The 18,750-nt window shown below is 63.7% G+C and carries 20 protein-coding genes, 2 pseudogenes and 1 riboswitch; of the genes and pseudogenes, 6 read left to right on the top strand and 16 right to left on the bottom strand.

Features of this window, described 5'->3' with window-relative positions; translation table 11 throughout:
* Positions 1-51 precede the first annotated feature (51 nt).
* From EJ078_RS26415 to EJ078_RS26385, 7 genes and pseudogenes are all read right to left on the bottom strand, one after another.
* A pseudogene (locus tag EJ078_RS26415) lies at positions 52-638 on the bottom strand (NAD(P)H-dependent oxidoreductase).
* Positions 638-1,219: an NAD(P)H-dependent oxidoreductase gene (locus tag EJ078_RS26410; RefSeq protein WP_067329247.1), complete on the bottom strand. Its 582-nt coding sequence runs from the start codon at positions 1,217-1,219 to the stop codon at positions 638-640. The pseudogene EJ078_RS26415 and the gene EJ078_RS26410 overlap by 1 nt, the downstream one beginning before the upstream one ends.
* Positions 1,220-1,346: 127 nt before the next feature.
* Entirely contained in the window at positions 1,347-2,744 is a 1,398-nt protein-coding gene (locus EJ078_RS26405) for an FAD-binding oxidoreductase (protein ID WP_095780824.1), read from the bottom strand.
* A 2-nt stretch (positions 2,745-2,746) separates the two neighbouring features.
* The gene (locus tag EJ078_RS26400; RefSeq protein ID WP_127403346.1) at positions 2,747-4,045 is read right to left on the bottom strand and encodes a cytosine deaminase; all 1,299 of its coding nucleotides are present in this window, start codon (positions 4,043-4,045) and stop codon (positions 2,747-2,749) included.
* Positions 4,046-4,057: 12 nt separating this feature from the next.
* Complete coding sequence (locus EJ078_RS26395) at positions 4,058-4,909, bottom strand: ABC transporter permease (RefSeq protein WP_127216888.1); 852 nt, start codon at positions 4,907-4,909, stop codon at positions 4,058-4,060.
* Positions 4,896-5,714: an ABC transporter ATP-binding protein gene (locus tag EJ078_RS26390; protein WP_095801964.1), complete on the bottom strand. Its 819-nt coding sequence runs from the start codon at positions 5,712-5,714 to the stop codon at positions 4,896-4,898. The genes EJ078_RS26395 and EJ078_RS26390 overlap by 14 nt, the downstream gene beginning before the upstream one ends.
* Before the next feature lie 23 nt (positions 5,715-5,737).
* Entirely contained in the window at positions 5,738-6,733 is a 996-nt protein-coding gene (locus EJ078_RS26385; protein WP_208720950.1) for an ABC transporter substrate-binding protein, read from the bottom strand.
* Between the two features lie 254 nt (positions 6,734-6,987).
* Here EJ078_RS26385 and EJ078_RS26380 point away from each other — a divergent pair, with 254 nt between their 5' ends.
* Complete coding sequence (locus EJ078_RS26380; protein WP_067329236.1) at positions 6,988-7,371, top strand: RidA family protein; 384 nt, start codon at positions 6,988-6,990, stop codon at positions 7,369-7,371.
* A 66-nt stretch (positions 7,372-7,437) separates the two neighbouring features.
* Positions 7,438-8,235: a creatininase family protein gene (locus EJ078_RS26375; protein ID WP_127216887.1), complete on the top strand. Its 798-nt coding sequence runs from the start codon at positions 7,438-7,440 to the stop codon at positions 8,233-8,235.
* 15 nt (positions 8,236-8,250) lie between these two features.
* Here EJ078_RS26375 and EJ078_RS26370 read toward each other — a convergent pair whose 3' ends face one another.
* Positions 8,251-8,760 (bottom strand): tyrosine phosphatase family protein, encoded by a 510-nt coding sequence (locus tag EJ078_RS26370; protein WP_067329232.1) that lies wholly within the window; start codon positions 8,758-8,760, stop codon positions 8,251-8,253.
* A 2-nt stretch (positions 8,761-8,762) separates the two neighbouring features.
* On the bottom strand, positions 8,763-9,812 hold the full coding sequence (gene cobD, locus EJ078_RS26365; protein WP_127323702.1) for a threonine-phosphate decarboxylase CobD: 1,050 nt from the start codon (positions 9,810-9,812) through the stop codon (positions 8,763-8,765).
* On the opposite strand from cobD, the pseudogene cbiB reads away from it, so the two are divergent.
* Positions 9,811-10,799, top strand: a pseudogene (cbiB, locus tag EJ078_RS26360) (adenosylcobinamide-phosphate synthase CbiB). The gene cobD and the pseudogene cbiB sit on opposite strands and share 2 nt — an antisense overlap.
* Before the next feature lie 6 nt (positions 10,800-10,805).
* On the opposite strand, the gene cobO reads toward cbiB, so the two are convergent.
* The 5 genes from cobO to EJ078_RS26335 form a co-directional block, all read right to left on the bottom strand.
* On the bottom strand, positions 10,806-11,435 hold the full coding sequence (gene cobO / locus EJ078_RS26355; protein ID WP_066999565.1) for a cob(I)yrinic acid a,c-diamide adenosyltransferase: 630 nt from the start codon (positions 11,433-11,435) through the stop codon (positions 10,806-10,808).
* A 1-nt stretch (position 11,436) separates the two neighbouring features.
* Entirely contained in the window at positions 11,437-11,958 is a 522-nt protein-coding gene (gene cobU, locus EJ078_RS26350; protein ID WP_095829790.1) for a bifunctional adenosylcobinamide kinase/adenosylcobinamide-phosphate guanylyltransferase, read from the bottom strand.
* Positions 11,951-12,748 carry a CbtA family protein gene (locus EJ078_RS26345; RefSeq protein WP_127215866.1) on the bottom strand — a complete coding sequence of 266 codons (798 nt, stop codon included), beginning with the start codon at positions 12,746-12,748 and terminating at the stop codon, positions 11,951-11,953. Before EJ078_RS26345 ends, cobU begins: the two co-directional genes overlap by 8 nt.
* 15 nt (positions 12,749-12,763) lie before the next feature.
* Positions 12,764-12,943, bottom strand: coding sequence for a CbtB domain-containing protein (locus EJ078_RS26340; RefSeq protein WP_067329221.1), 180 nt, complete (start codon positions 12,941-12,943; stop codon positions 12,764-12,766).
* Positions 12,944-12,979: 36 nt separating this feature from the next.
* Positions 12,980-13,178: riboswitch (cobalamin riboswitch) on the bottom strand.
* Between the two features lie 70 nt (positions 13,179-13,248).
* Complete coding sequence (locus EJ078_RS26335; RefSeq protein WP_095825697.1) at positions 13,249-13,935, bottom strand: gamma-glutamylcyclotransferase; 687 nt, start codon at positions 13,933-13,935, stop codon at positions 13,249-13,251.
* A 141-nt stretch (positions 13,936-14,076) separates the two neighbouring features.
* Between EJ078_RS26335 and EJ078_RS26330 the strand changes: the two genes are divergently transcribed.
* Entirely contained in the window at positions 14,077-15,276 is a 1,200-nt protein-coding gene (locus tag EJ078_RS26330; protein WP_127215867.1) for an aromatic ring-hydroxylating dioxygenase subunit alpha, read from the top strand.
* Here EJ078_RS26330 and EJ078_RS26325 read toward each other — a convergent pair.
* Positions 15,245-16,444, bottom strand: a complete 1,200-nt coding sequence (locus tag EJ078_RS26325) for an MFS transporter (RefSeq protein WP_127403343.1) — start codon at positions 16,442-16,444, stop codon at positions 15,245-15,247. The two genes, EJ078_RS26330 and EJ078_RS26325, sit on opposite strands and share 32 nt — an antisense overlap.
* A 226-nt stretch (positions 16,445-16,670) precedes the next feature.
* Here EJ078_RS26325 and EJ078_RS26320 point away from each other — a divergent pair, with 226 nt between their 5' ends.
* Positions 16,671-17,672 carry a DUF1624 domain-containing protein gene (locus EJ078_RS26320; RefSeq protein WP_095825698.1) on the top strand — a complete coding sequence of 334 codons (1,002 nt, stop codon included), beginning with the start codon at positions 16,671-16,673 and terminating at the stop codon, positions 17,670-17,672.
* Positions 17,669-18,148, top strand: coding sequence for an isoprenylcysteine carboxylmethyltransferase family protein (locus EJ078_RS26315; protein WP_067329213.1), 480 nt, complete (start codon positions 17,669-17,671; stop codon positions 18,146-18,148). Before EJ078_RS26320 ends, EJ078_RS26315 begins: the two co-directional genes overlap by 4 nt.
* Positions 18,149-18,352: 204 nt before the next feature.
* On the opposite strand, the gene EJ078_RS26310 is transcribed toward EJ078_RS26315, so the two are convergent.
* Entirely contained in the window at positions 18,353-18,739 is a 387-nt protein-coding gene (locus EJ078_RS26310) for a MerR family DNA-binding transcriptional regulator (RefSeq protein ID WP_040969921.1), read from the bottom strand.
* Between the last annotated feature and the right edge of the window lie 11 nt (positions 18,740-18,750).

Below are 18,750 nucleotides of genomic sequence, written 5' to 3'. Positions count from 1 at the left end.
CATCTGCTGCCGCCGTCTTCTCCTCATTTAACAGGGAGAAGAGAGCTATCCTCAAAAGCTTTCCAGCCTCGCCCTTACCTTCGCCAGAAACGCCGTCCGGCTCTTCGGCGTTGAGGAATCCATCAGGTAGTGCGCCAGGAAGAATGTCTTGCAGCGGGGGCGCAGATGGCGCGCATGCCGCGCAGGATCGTCTTGCGGCCGGGCTGGCCGACAACGACGCTCCACCACGTCGGCGCGCCACAGGTGGTGATGACGCCGACCTTGGTCACATGGGTCATCAGCGATTGGATCCGGCCTCTGCCGCGCGGCAGCTTGAAGGCGATGTCGGTCGCCCACACGCGATCGAACCAGCCCTTCAGCATCGCCGGCAATCCGTACCACCAGGTGGGGTAGATGAAGAGGATCGCCTCGGCCCATTGCAGATGCTCGAAATGCGGCCTGAGCTCGGGATCCTCAGGCGCGCGCTCGTTGTAGGAGCGCCGCTCTTCGCAGCTCATCACCGGATTGAACTTCTCGGCATAGAGATCGAGCAGCCGCACGTCCCAGCCTCGTCGCGTCAGCACCTCTATCGCCATGTCGCGGATCGCGGCGCAATAGCTCTCCGGCACCGGATGGCAATATACCACCAGCACGCGCATTAGAATTGATCCATGCTGGCGGCCACCTTCGCCATGAAGGCCTTGCGCGTCTGATCCGTCGAAAGGTTCATCGAATAGTGTGCGAGGTAAGAGACGGAGGCGCCTGGCTTGATGGTGGCCCGCAGCGTGCGCTTCACCATTTTGCGCGGCGGATCGCCCATCAGCATGGCGCGAAAACGACTGCCGCCGTAGGTGGTGATGGCCGCGAGCTTGCGGATGTTGTGCAGCGTCGGCCGAACCTTGCCGTCGACCAGTTTGAACGATACGCCGGGCAGGAAGACGCGATCGAAGAAGCCCTTCAGGATAGCTGGATAGCCGTAATTCCAGACCGGAAACGACAGCACCAACGCTTCCGCCTTCTGAAGCCTTGCGATGTAACCGGCGACCGCCTCGTTCGGCCCGCGCTGATCGTGGTAGCCGAGCCGCTCTGCGCGGGTCATCCGCGGATCGAAATCCTCGGCATAGAGGTCGCAGTCGTCGATCGTGTGGCCCGCCGCGCCGAGCCGCTCGACGATCGTCCGATGCAGTCCGGCGTTGAAGCTGGTCTCCACCGGATGTGCGTAGAGCACGAGGATGTTCACGGGAGTGGATCCCGCAGGTCAGCTCGACAAATCCCTGTTGTCCCATGCCACATCTCCTCCCTTGTGCGGGAGATGTCGCCAAAGGCGACAGGCCAGAGGAGGGTGCAGCGCCGGGCGCTCATCGCGATCACCTCGCCCTTTGCAGCCCCTTGAACAGGAACGGCTTGCCGGAGCGATAGTCGTAGCCCGGATTTTCCCAGGCAATCATCTTGCCTGGGTTGAGCAATCCTTGCGGATCGGTCTCGCGCTTGAAGGCAAGCTGGACCTCGTCGGTCTGCTTCATGCCGCCCTCTTCCAGCGTGTAGCGATGCGGGTTGAAGATCCAGCAGCCATTGTCTTCGTGGATACGGATGATCTCGTCGAGCCTTTCTTCCGTGGTGAAGCGGACCAGCGGCAGCCCGGCGGCGCCGATCGCGCCGTCGAAGCGGATGAATTCGAGATGCGCCGGCACCTCGTCGCCGAAACGGTCGACCATCGCCTTGACGTGCGCGAGATGGTCCGGCGACGGATAGCGCGCCTGCAGATAGGTGATCGTCGGATCGACCCTGATGGCGCGCAGCGTCGTGTGGTTCCAGGTCAGCTCGTAGGCCGGCGGCAATCCCTTGAGGTCGGTCTCCTGGTCGGCCCGGAAGACGATTTCGCCTTTGCTGGCCCGGACGAACGCGAGGAACCCATCCATCGCGTGCGGCGCGATCATGCACACCACGATGCTCTGCTCGCGCCGGAAGAACTTCTGGTGTCGCTTGAAATAATCGTAAGGAATGGGTGCCGCGATCGGCGTGATCAGCTTCGCCAATATGCCGTCCTGCTCGGCGAGGTCGTTGCCGAAGCCCGCGGCACCCATAAAATCGTCGAAGCCGACGATGACATCGACCCAATCGTAGGACGCCGTCAGCGGCATCTCAACCTCGGTGATAATGCCGTTGGTGCCATAGGCATGCATGACCTTGAGCACGTCCTCGCCCGAGAGGTCCATGACGCGCGGCTCCGCCTCCATCGTCACGGTCCGCAGCCGGATGACATTGCCGAGATCGCGCAATCCGCCCCAGCGGATCGAGCCGACGCCGCCAGAGCCGCCTGCGACGAAGCCGCCGATGGAGGCGGTGTTGTAGGTGGAGGGCGACATGCGCAGTTCCTGCGCGGAATGCGCCCGCGCGGCGCGATCGATGTCGGCCAGAACCGCTCCGGGCCCGGTCACCACGCGGCCCGGCGCGATCGCCTTCACTTCATTCATTTCGGCGAGGTTGAGCACCACGCCTCCTGACAGCGGCATCGCCTGTCCGTAATTCCCGGTGCCGCTGCCGCGCGGTGTGACTGGAACGCCGTGCCGGTGGCAGGCAGCCAAAACGCGGATCACCTCGTCCTCGTTCTTCGGCGTCACGATCAGGTCACCGGTGACGTGGTCGAGCTGTTGTTTGAGGACGGGGCTGTACCAGTAGAAGTCGCGGCTCTTCTGCTGGACGATGGCCGGATGGTCGTCGATCTTGAGGCCTTCGAGATCGCGCTTCAGCGCTGCGATATCCATCATCACACCATCAATTCATCGAGTTCAGCATAGTCGGGCAGCCGGCGCTCGATCGCCCTGCCCTCGCGCACCACGATGCGATCCGATTCGGGCCGCGACAGCAATTCGGTCCAGCTGCGTCCCTTGAAGACGATGAAGTCCGCGCTGCCGCCGGCGGCGAGAGTGCCGACACCTTCCAGCCGCATCACCTCGGCCGGCGTCGCCGCTATCGCTTTCGGCCAGTCACCGACAGGGTGATCGAAATGCAGGATGCGTGTCGACATGCGGTAGACCTCCAACATATCGAGGTCGCCATAGGCGTAGAACGGGTCGCGCGTGTTGTCAGAAGCGACAGCCACCTTGATGCCGCGTGCCTTCATCTCGTGCAGCAGCGTCACGCCGCGCCAGCGCGGCGTGGTGTGGTTGTTGCGCCGGTCCTGCAGATAGAGGTTGCACATCGGCAGCGACACGACCGCCAGTCCGGCCTTCGCCACCTTGTCCAGCGTGTCGAAAACTTCGAGGTCGGGCTGGCGCGCCAGCGAGCAGCAATGGCCGACCAGGATGTTGCCGTCAAAACCGTTCCACAGCGAAGCTTCGGCGATCTTCTTCAGCGAGATCGCCGCGACATCGTCGGTCTCGTCGGCATGGAAATCGAGGTCGAGCCCATGCTTGAGGGCTTCAGCGAACACCTTGTCGAGCAGTTCCTCGAGGTCGGGCACCATGTAAGTGACAACGCCGAGCACGCCCTTGGCCGCGGCGACGCGTTTTGCCAGACGCTCGAACCAGGCCTTGTCGCGCACGCCTTCGATGCCAAGCAGACAGGCGGCCTGCAGCTCGATCCGGCCTCGCCATTTTTCCCGCATCGTCTCGAACACCGGCCAGGAAATTTCCTCCTGCGGCGCCACGCTGTCGAGATGCGTGCGCAAGGCCCTGGTACCGTGCGCGTAAGCTGAGCGCAGCGAGAAATCCATGCGCCTCGCCACGTCCTCCGCGCTCCAGCGAGCGGTGCGATCGGCGGCAGTTGCGTTGAGCGCGCCTATGAAGGTGCCGTCGGGATTTGGCTTGCGCGGCCAGATATGGCCCTTGTCGATATGCGTATGGCAGTCGACGAAGCAGGGCAGCACGATGCGGCCGCCAAGGTCGATTGCGTCGAATGGCGGCTCGGCTTTGCCGTGCGCAATGATGCTAGCAATCTTGCCGTCGGCGACGGCAATGTCGGCGAGCGCAAAACCATCGGCATCGAAGCTTGCGGCAAGACCGGGCGTCAGCCATTGATGAACGCGGACGTTGGCGAGTTGGTAACGACCAGAGGCTGGGATCAACATTCAGGCACCCTAGCGCTCCTGCTTCAGCGCGCTCTCGTGCCAGCGGCGCAGGATGAGATGCGACACCAGCGACAGCACGAGGAAGATCAGGATGCCGGTGAGCGAGATCAGGATCAGCGCCGCGAACAGCCTGGGAGCATTGAGCCGGTAGCCCGCCTCGATGATGCGCGAGGCAAGCCCGGACGATTGCCCCTGCGCGCCGGCGACGAACTCGGCCACCACGGCGCCGATCAGCGACAGGCCGCCGGCGATCTTCAGCCCACCGAGGAAATAGGGCATCGCCGCCGGCAGGCGCAGATAGCGCAATTGCTGCCAGCGGGTCGCGCCGTTGAGCTTGAACAAATCGCGCAGGTTGCGGTCGACCGAGTTCAGCCCGAGCGTGGTGTTGGAGAGGATCGGGAAGAAGGCGACGATCCAGGCACAGAGCAGGAGTTTGGTCGTCTGGTTGTTGATGTAGATGTTGATCAGCGGGAAGATCGCCACGGTCGGCGTCACCTGCAGCACGATGGCGAAGGGGAAGAACGACATCTCCACCCATTTCGACTGCGCGAACAGCACCGCCAGCCCGACGCCGCCGATGACGGCAAGCAGCAGGCTGAGGAAGGTGATCCTGAGCGTCACCAGCAGCGAAGAGAACAACAGCCCGGCATCGTCATGCAGCGTCTGCAGGACCACGCCCGGGCGCGGCAGGATGTATTGCGGGATCCCGTTCCAGACGCAGATGCGATCCCACAGCCAGATCGCAAGCACCATGATCGCCAGCGGCAGTACCCATTTGCCGATCCGCTCCAGCCGCTCCTGGCGGACGCGGCGCGCCTCTTCCGGGTCGAGCTTCAGGGCATTGTTTTCAATGGCCGTCATGATGAGGTCCGGCGGTTGAGTTGATGGCATTGACCAGCACGTCCGAGGCCTGCCGGCAGAGCGCCGCATAGTCGGGCGAAGTCCGGAATGCCTCGTCGCGCGGGTAAGGCGCTTCGATTGCAAGCTCGCCGTGGACGCGGCCCGGTCGTGCCGCCATGACGACGACACGGCTGGAGAGGAACACGCTTTCGAAGACGCTGTGGGTGACGAAGACGACGGTAAACCGCTCGTCCTGCCAAAGCTCGAGAAGATCGTTGTTGAGCTTGAAGCGGGTAATCTCGTCGAGCGCCGCGAAGGGCTCGTCCATCAGAAGAATGCGCGGCTTGGTCACCATAGCCCGTGCGATCGAGACACGCATCTTCATGCCGCCGGAAAGCTCGCGCGGCACGGCATTCTCGAAACCGGTGAGGTGCACGCGCGACAGCATTTCCATCACCGCGGGCTTGGCCTCCGCGCGCGATACGCCTTTCAGCCTGAGCGGCAGCCAGACATTGTCGAAGACGCTGGCCCATGGCAGCAGCGTCGGCTCCTGGAAGACGAAGCCGATATTCGAGCGGTCGATCGAGCCGCGCCAGTCGAGCTGACCGGAGGTCGGCGTCGACAGGCCGGCGATCAACCTGAGCGCCGTCGACTTGCCGCAGCCCGAGGGCCCGAGCAGGCTTAGGAAATCGCCTTCGCGGATCGCCAGGTCGACCTTGCTCAGCGCCGTGACGCCGTTGGAAAAGACCTTGCCGACATTGCGTAAGGAAAGCAGCATCGGGCTCTCACCCGATGCCGTTGCCTGCGCCACTTTCTCCTGGATCATCTCAGGCAGGCCGCCTTACTTCTTCAGCTCCCGCCCGACCCCTTGTTGATGAAGGCGAGCGTATAGGCCTTCTTGATGTCGATGCCCGGCTGCGCGACCTTGGCCTTGACCATCTTGTCGTAGAAGCTCTGGATGCGCGCTTCGGTCATGCCGCCGATACCGAGCTTTTCCGTATCGCCGGAATCGACAATGCCGAACTTCTTCAGCTGTTCGATCGAGAAGGCGATCTGCTCATCCGTCATGTCCGGATTGTCCTTCTTGATCATCTCGTTGGCGGCCTTGTTGTCGCCGTAGAGGTAGTTGTACCAGCCCTTGGCCGAGCCATCGACGAAGCACTGCACCACCTCCGGCCGCTTGTCGATGGTGTCCTGCATCACTTCGATGGTCGTGGCATAAGTATCCCAGCCATTGTCGGCGAGCAGGAACTGGTTCGGCACGAAGCCGCCCTGTTTCTGCACCGCGTAGGGCTCCGACGTGACATAGCCCTGCTGGATCGACTTCTTGTTGGCGATGAAGGGCGCCGGATTGAAGGTGTATGGCACGCGCTTGGCGGCATCGAAGCCGAGATCGGTCACCATCCACTGGAAGAAGGTCTGTGCGCCCTCGTCGCCGAGGATATACTGGTCGGCGTTCTTCAGGTCCTCCCACTTGTCCAGCCCTTCGCCCGGATGGGACATGATGACCTGCGGGTCCTTCTGGAAGTCGGCGGCGACGACGCGCATCGGAATCCCCTGCTGCACGGCGTCGAAGGCCGAGAGCAGGTTGCCGCCCATGTAGAAATCGATCTTGCCGGCCAGCAGCATCGGCCGGCCGCTGACCTGCGGGCCGCCCTGCATGATGGTGACGTCGAGGCCGCAGGCGGCGTAGGTTCCGTCGGCGATCGCCTGGTAGTAGCCGCCATGTTCCGGCTCGGCCAGCCAGTTGGTGCCAAAGGTGACCTTCTCGTTGGCCGCAGCGCCCAGCGTGCTGGCAGCAAGCAGCGCGATCGCACCCGCCAGGATTTTTTCTTTTCCGTACATAAACATCACCCTCTCTTGGCTCCGGCGCGCTGCGCGCTGGGCTCCACTCCATTGGTTCAAGAAGCAAGACACATGCCACCGCCTTGGGCCGCCTGCTTGCGCGGCAGTCATTGCCGAGACCGGACGGGTCATGCTGTACAAATGGCATCGTGCCCATTTTTTGGACGCCTGTCCATAATCGCCCGGGCGGCATGCACCGCATCTTGAAGCTTTCATGAATCCGGCCTTAGTCTGCCTGCCGACAGGAGAATGCCATGCTCAATTATCTCGCCCCCAAGTCGATCAAGCCGCCCTTTGCCCGTTATAGCCATGGCGTTGAAATTCCAGCGGGAAAGCGCCTTGTGCTATGTTCGGGTCAGTTGGGCATCGCGCCGGATGACGCCGTCCCGGAGGATGCCGGCGCGCAGACCGAGCTTTGCTTCAAGAATATTGCCGCAATCTTAAGCGAAGCCGGGCTGACGCTGAACGATGTCGTGCGCATCAACGCCTTCGTCACCGATCGCGCGCATCTGCAGGCCTATATGGACGTTCGCAATCGCCTGTTTTCCGATCCGGCGCCCGCTTCGACGCTGATGATCGTTTCAGGTTTTGCCCGCCCGGAATTCAAGGTCGAGGTGGAGGTTCTGGCAGCAGGCTAGCTGTTGCCCGGAATGCCCAGGCGCTTTAGACCTTCGGGCCGAACAGCAGACCATCGGGAGACGACAGTGACGACAAGACGTGTGTGGTGGGGCGACTATCGGACGACCGAATACGCCTCGATCGACGCGGAAGCGACGATTGCCGTTCTGCCGGTGGCGGCGGTCGAGCAGCATGGCCCTCACCTTCCCGTCTCGACCGACACCTCGATCATGATGGGCATGCTGGAGACGGTGATTGCGCGCCTGCCCGAGGACATCGACATCCGCATCCTGCCGGTGCAGGCGGTGGGCAAGTCGAACGAGCATTTGCATGCGCCGGGAACGCTCACCTTGCCGGCCACCACCCTGGTCGACGCCTGGACCGAGCTTGGCCTCTCGGTCGCCCGCGCCGGGGTCAGAAAGTTGATCGTCGTCAACTCGCATGGCGGCAACGAGGAGATCATGGGCATTGTCACGCGCGAATTGCGCGTGCGCGCAAAGATGCTGGCGGTGAAGACGAGCTGGCAGCGCTTCGGCCGTCCCTCCGGCATGTATACCGAGCTCGAGGACCGTCACGGCATCCATGGCGGCGATGTCGAGACCTCGTTGATGCTGCATTTCCGGCCAGATCTCGTCGATATGGGCAAGGCCGACAACTTCGTCTCCAATGTCGGTCGCGCCGAAAAGGAATTCGCCCTGCTGCGGCACACCGGAACGCACGCCTTCGCCTGGATCGCCAGCGACCTCAATCCGAACGGCGTGGTCGGCGACGCCAGCATCGCCACCGCCGAAAAAGGCCGGCTCACCGCCGAGCATCAGGCCGATGGCTTCATCACCCTGGCCAGGGATGTGCGTAAGGCGAGGCTTGCCGACTGGCTGGCGTAGCGGAACAGTGCGAGCTCAATCTCTAATGCTGAGTTCGAACGGAATCCCTTCAAAGGCATCTGCACCGCGCCCGATTGCTTCGACTGCCGCGATCATCCGGCCTTCTCGCCCAAGCAACATATCCGCAACGGCAATCAGCCTTGGATTGGGCGTCGCTGACGGCGAGAGAAAGCGCAGCGTCTTCGCCAGCTCCGCCTCGTCGCGTTTGGGCGCCAGTGCCGCCGCGATAATATAAGCCGACGCCGTGGATCGGCTGATACCGGCATAGCAGTGCACGACCATCGGTTTGGCCCTGTCCCAGCGATAGGCGAAGTCGAGCAGCGCGCGCACATGCTCCTCGCCCGGCATGGTCATGCCTTCCTGCGCGGCGACGATGTCGTGCATGACGAGATGCAGATGGTTTTCGGCCAGTATCGAGGCCGGACGGATCATCCCGGTGCCGTCGGCGAGCAGCGACAGCAAGCGCTCCGCGCCGGTTCTCGCAACGGTCTCCTCCACCTTCGACAGCGAACAGACATGGATCATCGTCAGCACTCCTTCGGCGCATCGTCGCGCCGCGAGGCCCACGCTGCAAGCGCGCTCTCGAGCCGCTGCCACTCCTCTTCGCTGCCGGGCAGACCGACGCGCAAGGCGTGCGGACGATCGGCAAAATGGCGGACCAAGATACCGCGTTCGCCAAGAGCGGAGAACAGGGAGGCAGCATCGGAGAACGACAAATAGCGGAACAAACTGGTGCCGCCGGCGACCGCGATACCGAATCGGCTGAGCAGCGCGTCGAGGCGCTTGGCATCGGCTGCCAGGCCCTGTCGCATGTCATCCTGCCACTCGGCGTCCGCCAATGCGCGGATTCCGTATTCAAGTGCAGGACCGGCGACAGCCCATGGCCCAAGCTGCGCCTCCAACCGCTCGGCGGTCAGTTGGTCGGCCAGCGCGAAACCAAGCCTGACGCCGGCAAGGCCGAAGAATTTGCCGAAGGAGCGCAGCACCACCATACCACCCTGGCCCACATCGCCGGCCAGACTGTGTTGGACCGGGCCGACATCCATGAAGGCTTCGTCGACCACCAGCAGGCCGCCCTTCGCGCGAAGCCGCGCAGCAAGGCCGACCAGGCGGTCCCTTTCGATCACTCGCCCATCCGGATTGTTCGGGTTGACCAGCACGGCAAGGTCCGCGTCCGCCAAGGCGTCGAAATCGCCCACCTCCACAACCGCGTGGCCTGCAATCGCGGCCACCCTGGCGTGCTCGGCATAGGTTGGACCCAGCACCAGTGCCTTGCCTGGCTTCACCAGCGAAGCGACCCGCGGCAACAAAATCTGCGTGCCGGGCGCGGCCACGACATGCGCCGCCGACCGCGCGCCATACGCCTTGGCCGCAATTTCGGCCAATTCGCGCAGTCGTCCTGGCTCGGGCAATCGTGACAGGGCGGTGGCGGGCAGATCGAAAAGCGGATAGGAGTGCGGATTGATACCTGTCGAGAGGTCAAGGAAAGGCTGCGGCGCATGAGGAAAGAGCGCGCTTGCCCGGCCAAGGCTGCCGCCGTGATCAACCGCTGCAATCGCGCCGCTTAGAAGCTTCATGTCGATCCTGATCGCTTTCCTGTCACTCGCCATCGAACGTGCCGTTGGCTATCCGGACTGGCTGTTCAACGCCATCGGTCATCCGGTAACCTGGATCGGCAGGCTGATATCCTTTCTCGATCGCAGGCTCAACCGCGCCACCGATTCCGACGAATTGCGTCGCCGCCGCGGCGTCCAGGCGCTTCTGGTCATCCTGCTGGTGCCGGCGGCCATCGGCCTGACGCTGCATGTCCTGCTCTGGCTGATCTTTCCGTCCGGCCTGGTCATCGCGGCCATCCTCAGCTCCTCGCTTCTGTCGCAGAAGAGCCTCGCCGAGCATGTCGAGGATGTCGCCGATGCGCTGGAGACCGGTGGCCTGACGCTCGGCCGCATCGCCGTTTCGCGCATCGTCGGCCGCGATCCGGACAAGCTCGACAGGGCGGGCGTTGCCCGCGCCGCGATCGAAAGCCTGGCCGAGAATTTCTCCGATGGCATCGTCGCGCCCGCCATATGGACCGGTGTCGGTGGTTTGGCCGGGGTGCTGCCTACAAGGCCGCCAACACCGCCGATTCCATGATCGGCCACCGCACGCCGAAATACGAGGCCTTCGGCCGGGCGGCCGCTCGCTTCGACGACCTGGTCAACCTGCCGGCATCGCGGCTCACCGGCCTGCTGATTGTGCTGGCGGCCTTCATCGTCAAGGGCGCCGACCCCCGCAATGCCTGGCAGGTCATGCGGCGTGACGCGAAGAAGCACCGTTCGCCCAATGCCGGCTGGCCGGAAGCCGCCATGGCCGGCGCGCTGGGGCTCGCCCTGGCCGGACCGCGCACTTATGGCGGCGAGGTCGTCGAGGATGCCTTCATGGGCGAAGGCGGCAGGCGCGAGGCCGAAAGCACCGACATAAGGCAGGCGCTGGAACTCTATCGCGTCGCCGACGGGCTGCTGATCGGCCTGTTCGCGATTCTGTCGGCGACGGTGATCTACCTGACCATTTTGATCGGCGGCTAAGGCGCCTCAGAATTCAATCCCCTGCTGCGCCTTCACACCGGCCGCGAAATGGTGCTTGGTCAGCCCCATCTCGGTGACGAGATCGGCGGCCTCCACAAGCAACGGCTTAGCATTGCGGCCGGTGACGACGACATGCAGGCCCTCGCGACGCGCCTTCAGCGCCGCGACCACCTTTTCCAGCTCGAGATAGTCGTAGCGCAGAGCGATGTTGAGCTCGTCGAGGACCACGAGGCTGATCGACGGGTCGGCAATCAGCTCGAGCGCCCTCGCCCAGGCAGCCTCGGCGGCGGCAATGTCGCGCTTCAGGTCCTGCGTCTCCCAGGTGAAGCCCTCGCCCATCGCGTGCCAGACGACGCGATCGCCAAAGGCGGCGAAGGCATCCTTCTCGCCCGTGTGCCATTTGCCTTTGATGAACTGGACGACGCCGACGCGCTTGCCGTAGCCGAGCATCCTCAGCGCCAGGCCGAACGCAGCCGTGGTCTTGCCCTTGCCCGGCCCCGTATTGACGATCAGCAGTCCCTTCTCGATCGTCTTGCCGGCCACCTCGGCATCCTGCACCGCCTTGCGCTTGGCCATCTTGGCTCGATGGCGTTCGGCATCCTTGTCGTCGATGATCGTGTCTTTGATCTCGCCCATGTCACTTCACCTTGAGCGGCAGCCCCGCCACCATCATCAGCACGCTGTCGGCGACAGCCGCGACCTGCTGATTGAGCCGCCCGGCGGCGTCGCGGAACCGGCGCGCCAGCGCATTGTCCGGCACGATGCCGAGCCCGACTTCGTTAGACACCACAAACCACGGTCCGCGCGGCTGCGAAAGCACATCCGAGAGCCGCCGGCACTCGGCCTCGATATCGTGGTCCGCCAGCATATGATTGCTCAGCCACAATGTCAGGCAATCGATAAGCACCGGCTGGTGATCGGGCAAGGCGTCGAGCGCGCCGACCAGGTCGAGCGGCGCATCGACGGTGACCCAGCCTTTGCCGCGGCGCGAGCGATGCAGCGCGATGCGCTCGCGCATCTCCTCGTCATAGGCCTGCGCGGTGGCGATATAGGCCCAAGGCGACGGGCTTGCCGCCACCAGGCACTCGGCATGCGCGCTCTTGCCGGAGCGCGCACCGCCGATGATGAAGGTCAGATGGCCGTCCGCGCGATCAGGCAAAGCTGTCGCGCAGGCTGGTCGATGTACCGGTGATGCGCCCGCGCACCACACCGACGGCCGCACCGAGCACCAGCCAGAAGACCAGATCGGTGAGGGTCACCGCCACCACGAACTGATGGTGCAGCCCCTCGGGAATCGCCGTCTCGAAGCTGACGGGCTGCGGCGCGCCGACTACGTGCGGAGCGACGATCAGCACGACCGCCAGAATTGCCAAGGGCAGCGACTTGCGAAAGGCGATCAATCCAAGGCCGACCGCGGTTGCGGCCACCGTCGAAATCCACCAGATCTGGCGCGGCAGAAGTTCCGCCGCCGGCATGGCCGGCAGTTCCGGCGGCAGGCCGAGGCCGGGCGCGAGCGTGAAAACCGCAAAACCGGCAAGGCCCCAGAACACGCCCTGGCGCCAGCTGCCGATGCCACCGGCGAATTCCGACACCGCGACCAGGATCAGTGCGAAGCCGATGCCGGTGACGATGTTTGCGACAACGTTGAAGGCGAAGCGCTCGAAGCCGTCGGCCGGAGCCCAGCCCTCGTCCTCGGTCGGAGCCGCCGCTTCCGTCGACGCAGGAGCGGCGCTGCTCATCGCATTGCCCGCCGGTTCGGCCGAGCTCATGGCAGTGCCAGTTCCAGTGTTGGCGGCATGGTCGTGGTGATGACCGCCGCCCGCCTTTTCATAGACTTCCGCTTTGAGGATCAGCGGCACTGTCGCATAGGCCTGCATGCAGGCAAGCGCGATGCCCGCCACGAGCCCTGCGATCGCCGCGACGAACACGACGTTGCGAAACAGATTCATGATATCGGGCCTTCGTCAGTGGCAGGGAAAAGCCATCGAGTGACGATAGTCGTGGGCAGCGTTGTGGATCGCATCGATGTGCGAGAAGCCGACGAAACCGACGACGAAAATGCCGAGCAGCGCGGCGAGAGCCAGCTGCATGATGCGCGACTGCGAGGAGACGGAGGCGCCGAGGGCGACGGAAGCGGTATTCATGTCTTGTCCTTTCGCCCTCCACCCGAGGGCATCGAAGTCAACTTTCCTGTCGCCGGCAGGTCTCCTGGCTCGCGGATTCGCACCCTTCCCCACCTTCCCGAGGACAAACCTCAGTGGTCTATGGAGAGGACTACCGCACACAGTTGCGGGGGCAGCCACGGCTTAGGGCAAAGACTCCACCCTCACCGCATTCCCTCTTGGCTCCAAAAACGGAACCGACGACGCCAGCGACTATAGGCAGAATCGTCGCGACCGGCAAACCAAATTCCGTCACGCCGCAGCGTGATTGCGGCACCGGTTTCGGACTAAGATCCGGCGATCCGCTCGGCGACGAGCTTCTGCAATCGCCACAAATGGCGGTCGTGAATACCGCGCTGTTCGAGGTTCTTCACCGTGTTGTAGAGATAGTCGGCGCCTGAACCCCAGTGGCCGCACGAGGTCGCCAGCCTTTCGACCACCTCGTCTTCGTTGAGTGGGCCGGCATAGGTCGTGCCTTTGCGATTGATGACGAAGGCAAGCGCTCTCAACGGCCCCTTGTCGGTTGCGAGTTGCAGCAGGCGCGGCCGGTAGCTGGTCGGCTTCAGCGTCATCTCGCGGCGAAAAAGCCTGTCCAGCGCCTGCCGGCGGTCACCACCGTTCAGGCGGAAAGCAACGCCCTTGCATTGGCCGCCACGATCCAGCGCCATCATCAGGCCGGGGCTTTGCTTGGTGCCGCGCCAGCGCGTCATCTTCATGCAGAAGGAGCGATGCCAGCCGCGAGCCACGGCGACGCGCTCCTCAAAATGCTCGATTTCCGGTTTCCAGATCAGCGAGCCGTAGCCGAACAGCCAGAGAGGCTCGGTTGCAGGTAGCTCGGCCTCGAATGCATCCAGCATGGCTTCATAGTCGCTGTCCACGAGATGCTCGGCATCCGGGTCGGGCCCCGGGTCATCGACCGCGCGAAAACAGCGGGCGACCAGTTCCACGGTCAGCGACATCGTTCTTGCAGGCATACTTTGCAATCCTGGGCAGCCGGCGAAACCGCAGGCGATTACGAAGTGACCTTAAGGGCAGCACCCGGAAGCGACAATGGCCGCGCAATTGACAACGGTCCTGCCCGGGTGTCGGCTGTCATCAGCCAAGGGGAGCCGCTCATGCAGCCAAATCCTAGCGAACACAGCCGCTACAATGGCCTCACCAGCCTCGAGCCGACGTTGCCTGCAAGCGCCTATCGGGAAGCCGACGCTTACCGGCTCGATCTCGAAGCGATCTGGTATCGGAGCTGGCTCATGGTTTGCCGCGAAGCCGATCTCGCGGAACCTCTTGCCTTTCGAACCGCGCGTATCGGCTCGCAGGAGGTCGTCGTGCTGCGCGACGAGGCCGGGAGCTTGCGCGCCTTCCACAACACCTGCCGGCATCGCGGCTCGCAGCTCTGCCTGGAAAGCGAAGGGCGGCTGAAGGCAAGGCTGCTCACCTGCCCCTACCACGCCTGGTCCTATTCGCTGCGCGGCGATCTCGTCCGTGTCCCATCGAAATCGCTGCCCGAAGGCTTCGACAAGGAAAATTATCCGCTCTACCGGGTGGCGCTGTCAGTGTGGCGCGGCTTCGTCTTCATCAATCTCGCAGAGGATCCCGATGGCTCGGGGGAAGCCTCCTTCGACTCCGCCTCCCGCGATCTTTCGAACTGGCCGCTGGAGACGCTCGTCCCCGGGCACCGGCTCACCAAGGTGATGAACTGCAACTGGAAAATCTTCTGGGAGAACTTCAACGAATGCCTGCATTGCCCGGGCGTGCACAAGGACCTGTCGCGGCTGGTGCCGATCTATGGGCGCGGCCTGATGGCGAGGCATGACGATCCGGAATGGGCGCGCTATGCGGATAATGATGCTCCGGAGTTTTCCGGCGGCCTACGCGCCGGCGCCGAGACCTGGTCGCGCGACGGACGCGTCCATGGGCCGGTCTTTGCCGGGCTGACGCCGGCCGAGCGAGCCGCCGGCCAGACCTACGCTACCTCGCTGCCCTCGATGTTCGTCGTCGGCCATGTCGACTATGTCCGCACGGTGCGTCTCGCCCCGCTCGGGCCGGAGCAGACGGAACTCACCGCCGAATGGCTGTTCGCGCCCGATGCCCTGGCACAAACCGATATCGACAACATCGTCGCCTTCGGCGCGCAGGTGCTGGAGGAGGACGCCGCGATCTGCGAGATCAACCAGAAGGGCATGCACTCGATCCGCCACCAGGCCGGCGTGCTGATGCCCGAGGAGTACGATTTGCGCCGCTTCCACGAGTGGGTGCGTGGGCGCCATGCCGCGTTGCAGCCGGTCAAAACGACTTCGGCAGATAGCGCCAGGTGAAGAAGCCACAGAAGGCGGCCAACAGGCCGAGCGTGACGAACACCGAGCCGAGACCGAAGAAGGAGAGCACCACCGAATAGACCAGCGGCGGCGTCAGCTCGGAGAAATCGAGATAGGTTCGGTAGACAGCCGCCATCTGCGCTCGTTCATAGGAACGCACTGAGCGCATGAAGGCTGTCGAGCCCAGCGCGTCGAGCGCAATGGTGAACAAGGCGCCGCCGAGCAGGAAGGCGGCGGTGAGCAGCGGCGCGGCGGCGCCGACGCCGCCGGCCACGAAGAGCATCGCCGCCATGGCGAAATAGGCGAAAGCCATGGTCCGACGGCCGCCGAAGCGCTTTCCCGCCCTGACCCAGAAGATCGCCATGAACAGAAGCGCATTGCCGGCCGAAACCAGCAGCCCGCCGGCAAGCTTGCCCTCGCCCGTGATCACCATGAACAGCGGGCCATAGACGAAGAAGGTCGTCCAGAAACACGAGCGCCCGAAGGCGATCAGCCACGCGAGGCGCAACCGCGGCTGCGCGACGAAGCGGCCGATATTGGCGAGCGGGTTGATCGGACGGCTCTTGCCGGGACGGATCGAAGGGTTGTCGCCCAGCCGATAGGTCCAGAACAACGCCAGCAGCGCCAGCGCGAAAGCCACGACCGCGCCGTTTGCGGCATAAATCCCGAAGCGCGTATAGAGGAAAATGCCGAGCGTCGGCCCGCCGGTCCAGGCGAACATCGACCAAGCCATGCGCAGCGATTCCGCCTGCATGAAGTCGGTCTTGCGGATATGGTCCATGATGTAGAGGTTAAGCGTGATGGACAGCGCGCTCGCCCCCATGACACGGCACAGCATCCCGGCGAGTTGTCCCGGCAGCGTGTGGGTAACGAAGAACACCGAGCCGATCGCCAGCATCAGGCAGCCGGCCGTGTAGACCCAGCGCCGCGCGAAGCGGCGGATCAGCATCGGCATGAACAGCGTCACCGACAGCCCGAGCAGCGACACGATGGTGTAGAGGATCGAGACGATCTGCTCGTTGTGCAGGATTTCGTAGGCCTGGATCGGGATGACGCTGGAGATGGTGGCGCGAGCAAAGGATTCGACCGCATAGAGCGAAGCGAAGGTGCGCGCATCGGCGGGCCTGAGAGCCGGAAGCCAGATCGGATGGCGCACATGGGTGGACATCGGCCCTCCGAAAAGTGAATCGCTCGCCAAATCTGGCCGGACCAGTCGCGGACCGGTAGCAGGAAACCGACTCCGAGAGGCCGAAAAGCGAAGCCGGCCAGAGGCTTTCCGCCGCTGGCCTAAAGCGGCTTGCCATGCCGCCTGAATGGCAGCAGCCGATCCACCCTCTGTTGTTCGCCCGAACCGTGATAGTCGTTTGGCACGACTGAATCGGATTGCGAGATCAATGACCCTTCAGACGACCGGCGTCGCCGTTCAAGACGCGCCGAAACACGGCCGCATCGTCGCCATCGACGTCCTGCGCGGCATCGCGCTGATCGCGATGGCGAGCTATCATTTCACCTGGGATCTCGAAAACTTCGGCTACACCTCGCCGGGCCTCACCGCCTTCGGTTGGTGGAAGCTCTACGCCCGCTGCATCGCCTCGACTTTTCTGTTCCTGGTCGGTGTCAGCCTGTTCCTCGCACATGGCCGCCATATCCGTTGGCCTGGCTTCTGGAAGCGCTTTGCGATGGTTGCGGGTGCGGCGATCGCCATCTCGGTCGTCACCTATATCGCCACGCCGGACGGCTTCATCTTCTTCGGCATCCTGCACGAGATCGCGCTGGCAAGCCTGCTCGGCCTGGCTTTTCTCAGGCTGCCGACATTGCTGACGGCGATCGTCGCCGCGGCCGTGATTGCGGCGCCTTATTATCTGCGGTCGGAAGTCTTCGACCATCCGGCGCTGTGGTGGGTCGGGCTGTCGCCGACCAACCCGCGCTCGAACGACTATGTGCCGCTGTTTCCCTGGTTCGGCGCAGTGCTTGCCGGCATCGCGGTCGTCAAGCTCGCTTCGGCATCCGGGCTTCTCGCCCGGCTGGCGACCTGGATGCCCGGCCGCTGGTCGACCCCGCTGACTTTCATCGGCCGGCACAGCCTCGCCTTCTATCTCATCCACCAGCCGCTTCTGTTCGGCGCGGTGTGGCTGTTCTCGCAGGCCATGCCGGCCGCGCCACAAGACAAGGACGCTGGTTTCCTGTCGGCTTGCCAGGCGCAGTGCGAACAGCAACGGGACAGCAAGTTCTGTTCCAGCTATTGTGGCTGCATGCTGGACACGCTGAAGGGCGAAGGGTCTCTCGACAAGCTCTACAGCAACGACCAGTCCAGCGCCTGGAAATCGCATCTGGCCGATCTGGCGAGCACTTGTACCGCCGCGACCGAGGACGAGATGGAAGGAGGGCAGCAATGACAGGCATCGCAAAGCCCGGACACGGGATCATCCCCTGGCCACCTGTGATCTATGTCGTGGCGATCGCACTGAGCGTCGTGCTCGGCATGCTCTACCCGCTGCCCTGGATCGGGGACATATTCGGCGCTATCCTCGTCGGCGCCGGCTGGGTAGCGCTCTTTGGCGTGGCAGCGCTCTGGGTTACCGCGATCCGCGCGATGGTGCGCGCCAGGACGACGCTCAATCCCAATGCCGAGCCCGACCATCTGGTGACATCGGGGCCCTTCGGCATCACCCGCAACCCAATGTATCTCGCCAATACGCTGCTGTTGATCGGCGTCTCCTTCATCACCGGTATCGTATGGTTCCTGCTGTTTGCCTTCCTCGCTGCCTTCGCGACGCAGAAAATGGCGATCGAAAAGGAGGAAAAGATACTGGCGGCAAAGTTCGGCAAGAAATACCGCGATTACGCCAAGCGGGTCCGGCGCTGGATCTGAGGCTGTATCGACAATGAAGGTTGCTGGGTGCGAGCAGGCCCGCACCTCGGCGATTAGCAGAAGCATCCGTGACATCCTAGGGCGAAGCAAGCCGCGACGCCGCTTCGCGGCTGCTCCGCCGTGGGATGACGAAGTTCGAAAGCTCCGGCCAATCTCGAACGTCTGCGACGGTTAGCCTAGCTGAATTCTTTGGCTGTCAGCGGGCTACGTGTTCACGCCCAGCTCCGCCAACCGCTCCACGCAGGACTCCTCGGCCTGGTCGAGCTCGGCAAGCGTCTCCTCGAGGTCGCGCCGTTTCTGGCGCAGGTCCTCGCGCTTTTCCTCGATGCGCTTGATCATCAGCTTGAGCTGGCCGACCTCGCCGGGCGGTTCCTTGTACATCTGGATGATTTCGCGGATCTCGGCGATCGAGAAGCCGAGCCGCTTGCCGCGCATGATCTGGCGGATCAGATGCCGGTCGGACGGGCGAAACAGCCGCGTGCGCCCGCGCCGGATCGGCTGCACCAGCCCCTCGTCCTCATAGAACCGCAACGTCCGGGTCGACACGTCGAATTCGCGCGTCAGCTCGGTGATCGTGTAATATTCCCGCATTCTCGCTCCCA

The organism is Mesorhizobium sp. M1A.F.Ca.IN.022.06.1.1 (genome assembly GCF_003952605.1).
Taxonomy (GTDB): Bacteria; Pseudomonadota; Alphaproteobacteria; order Rhizobiales; family Rhizobiaceae; genus Mesorhizobium.
The sequence above is the reverse complement of the archived record's forward strand: the minus strand, read 5'-3'. Positions and strand labels throughout refer to the sequence as shown.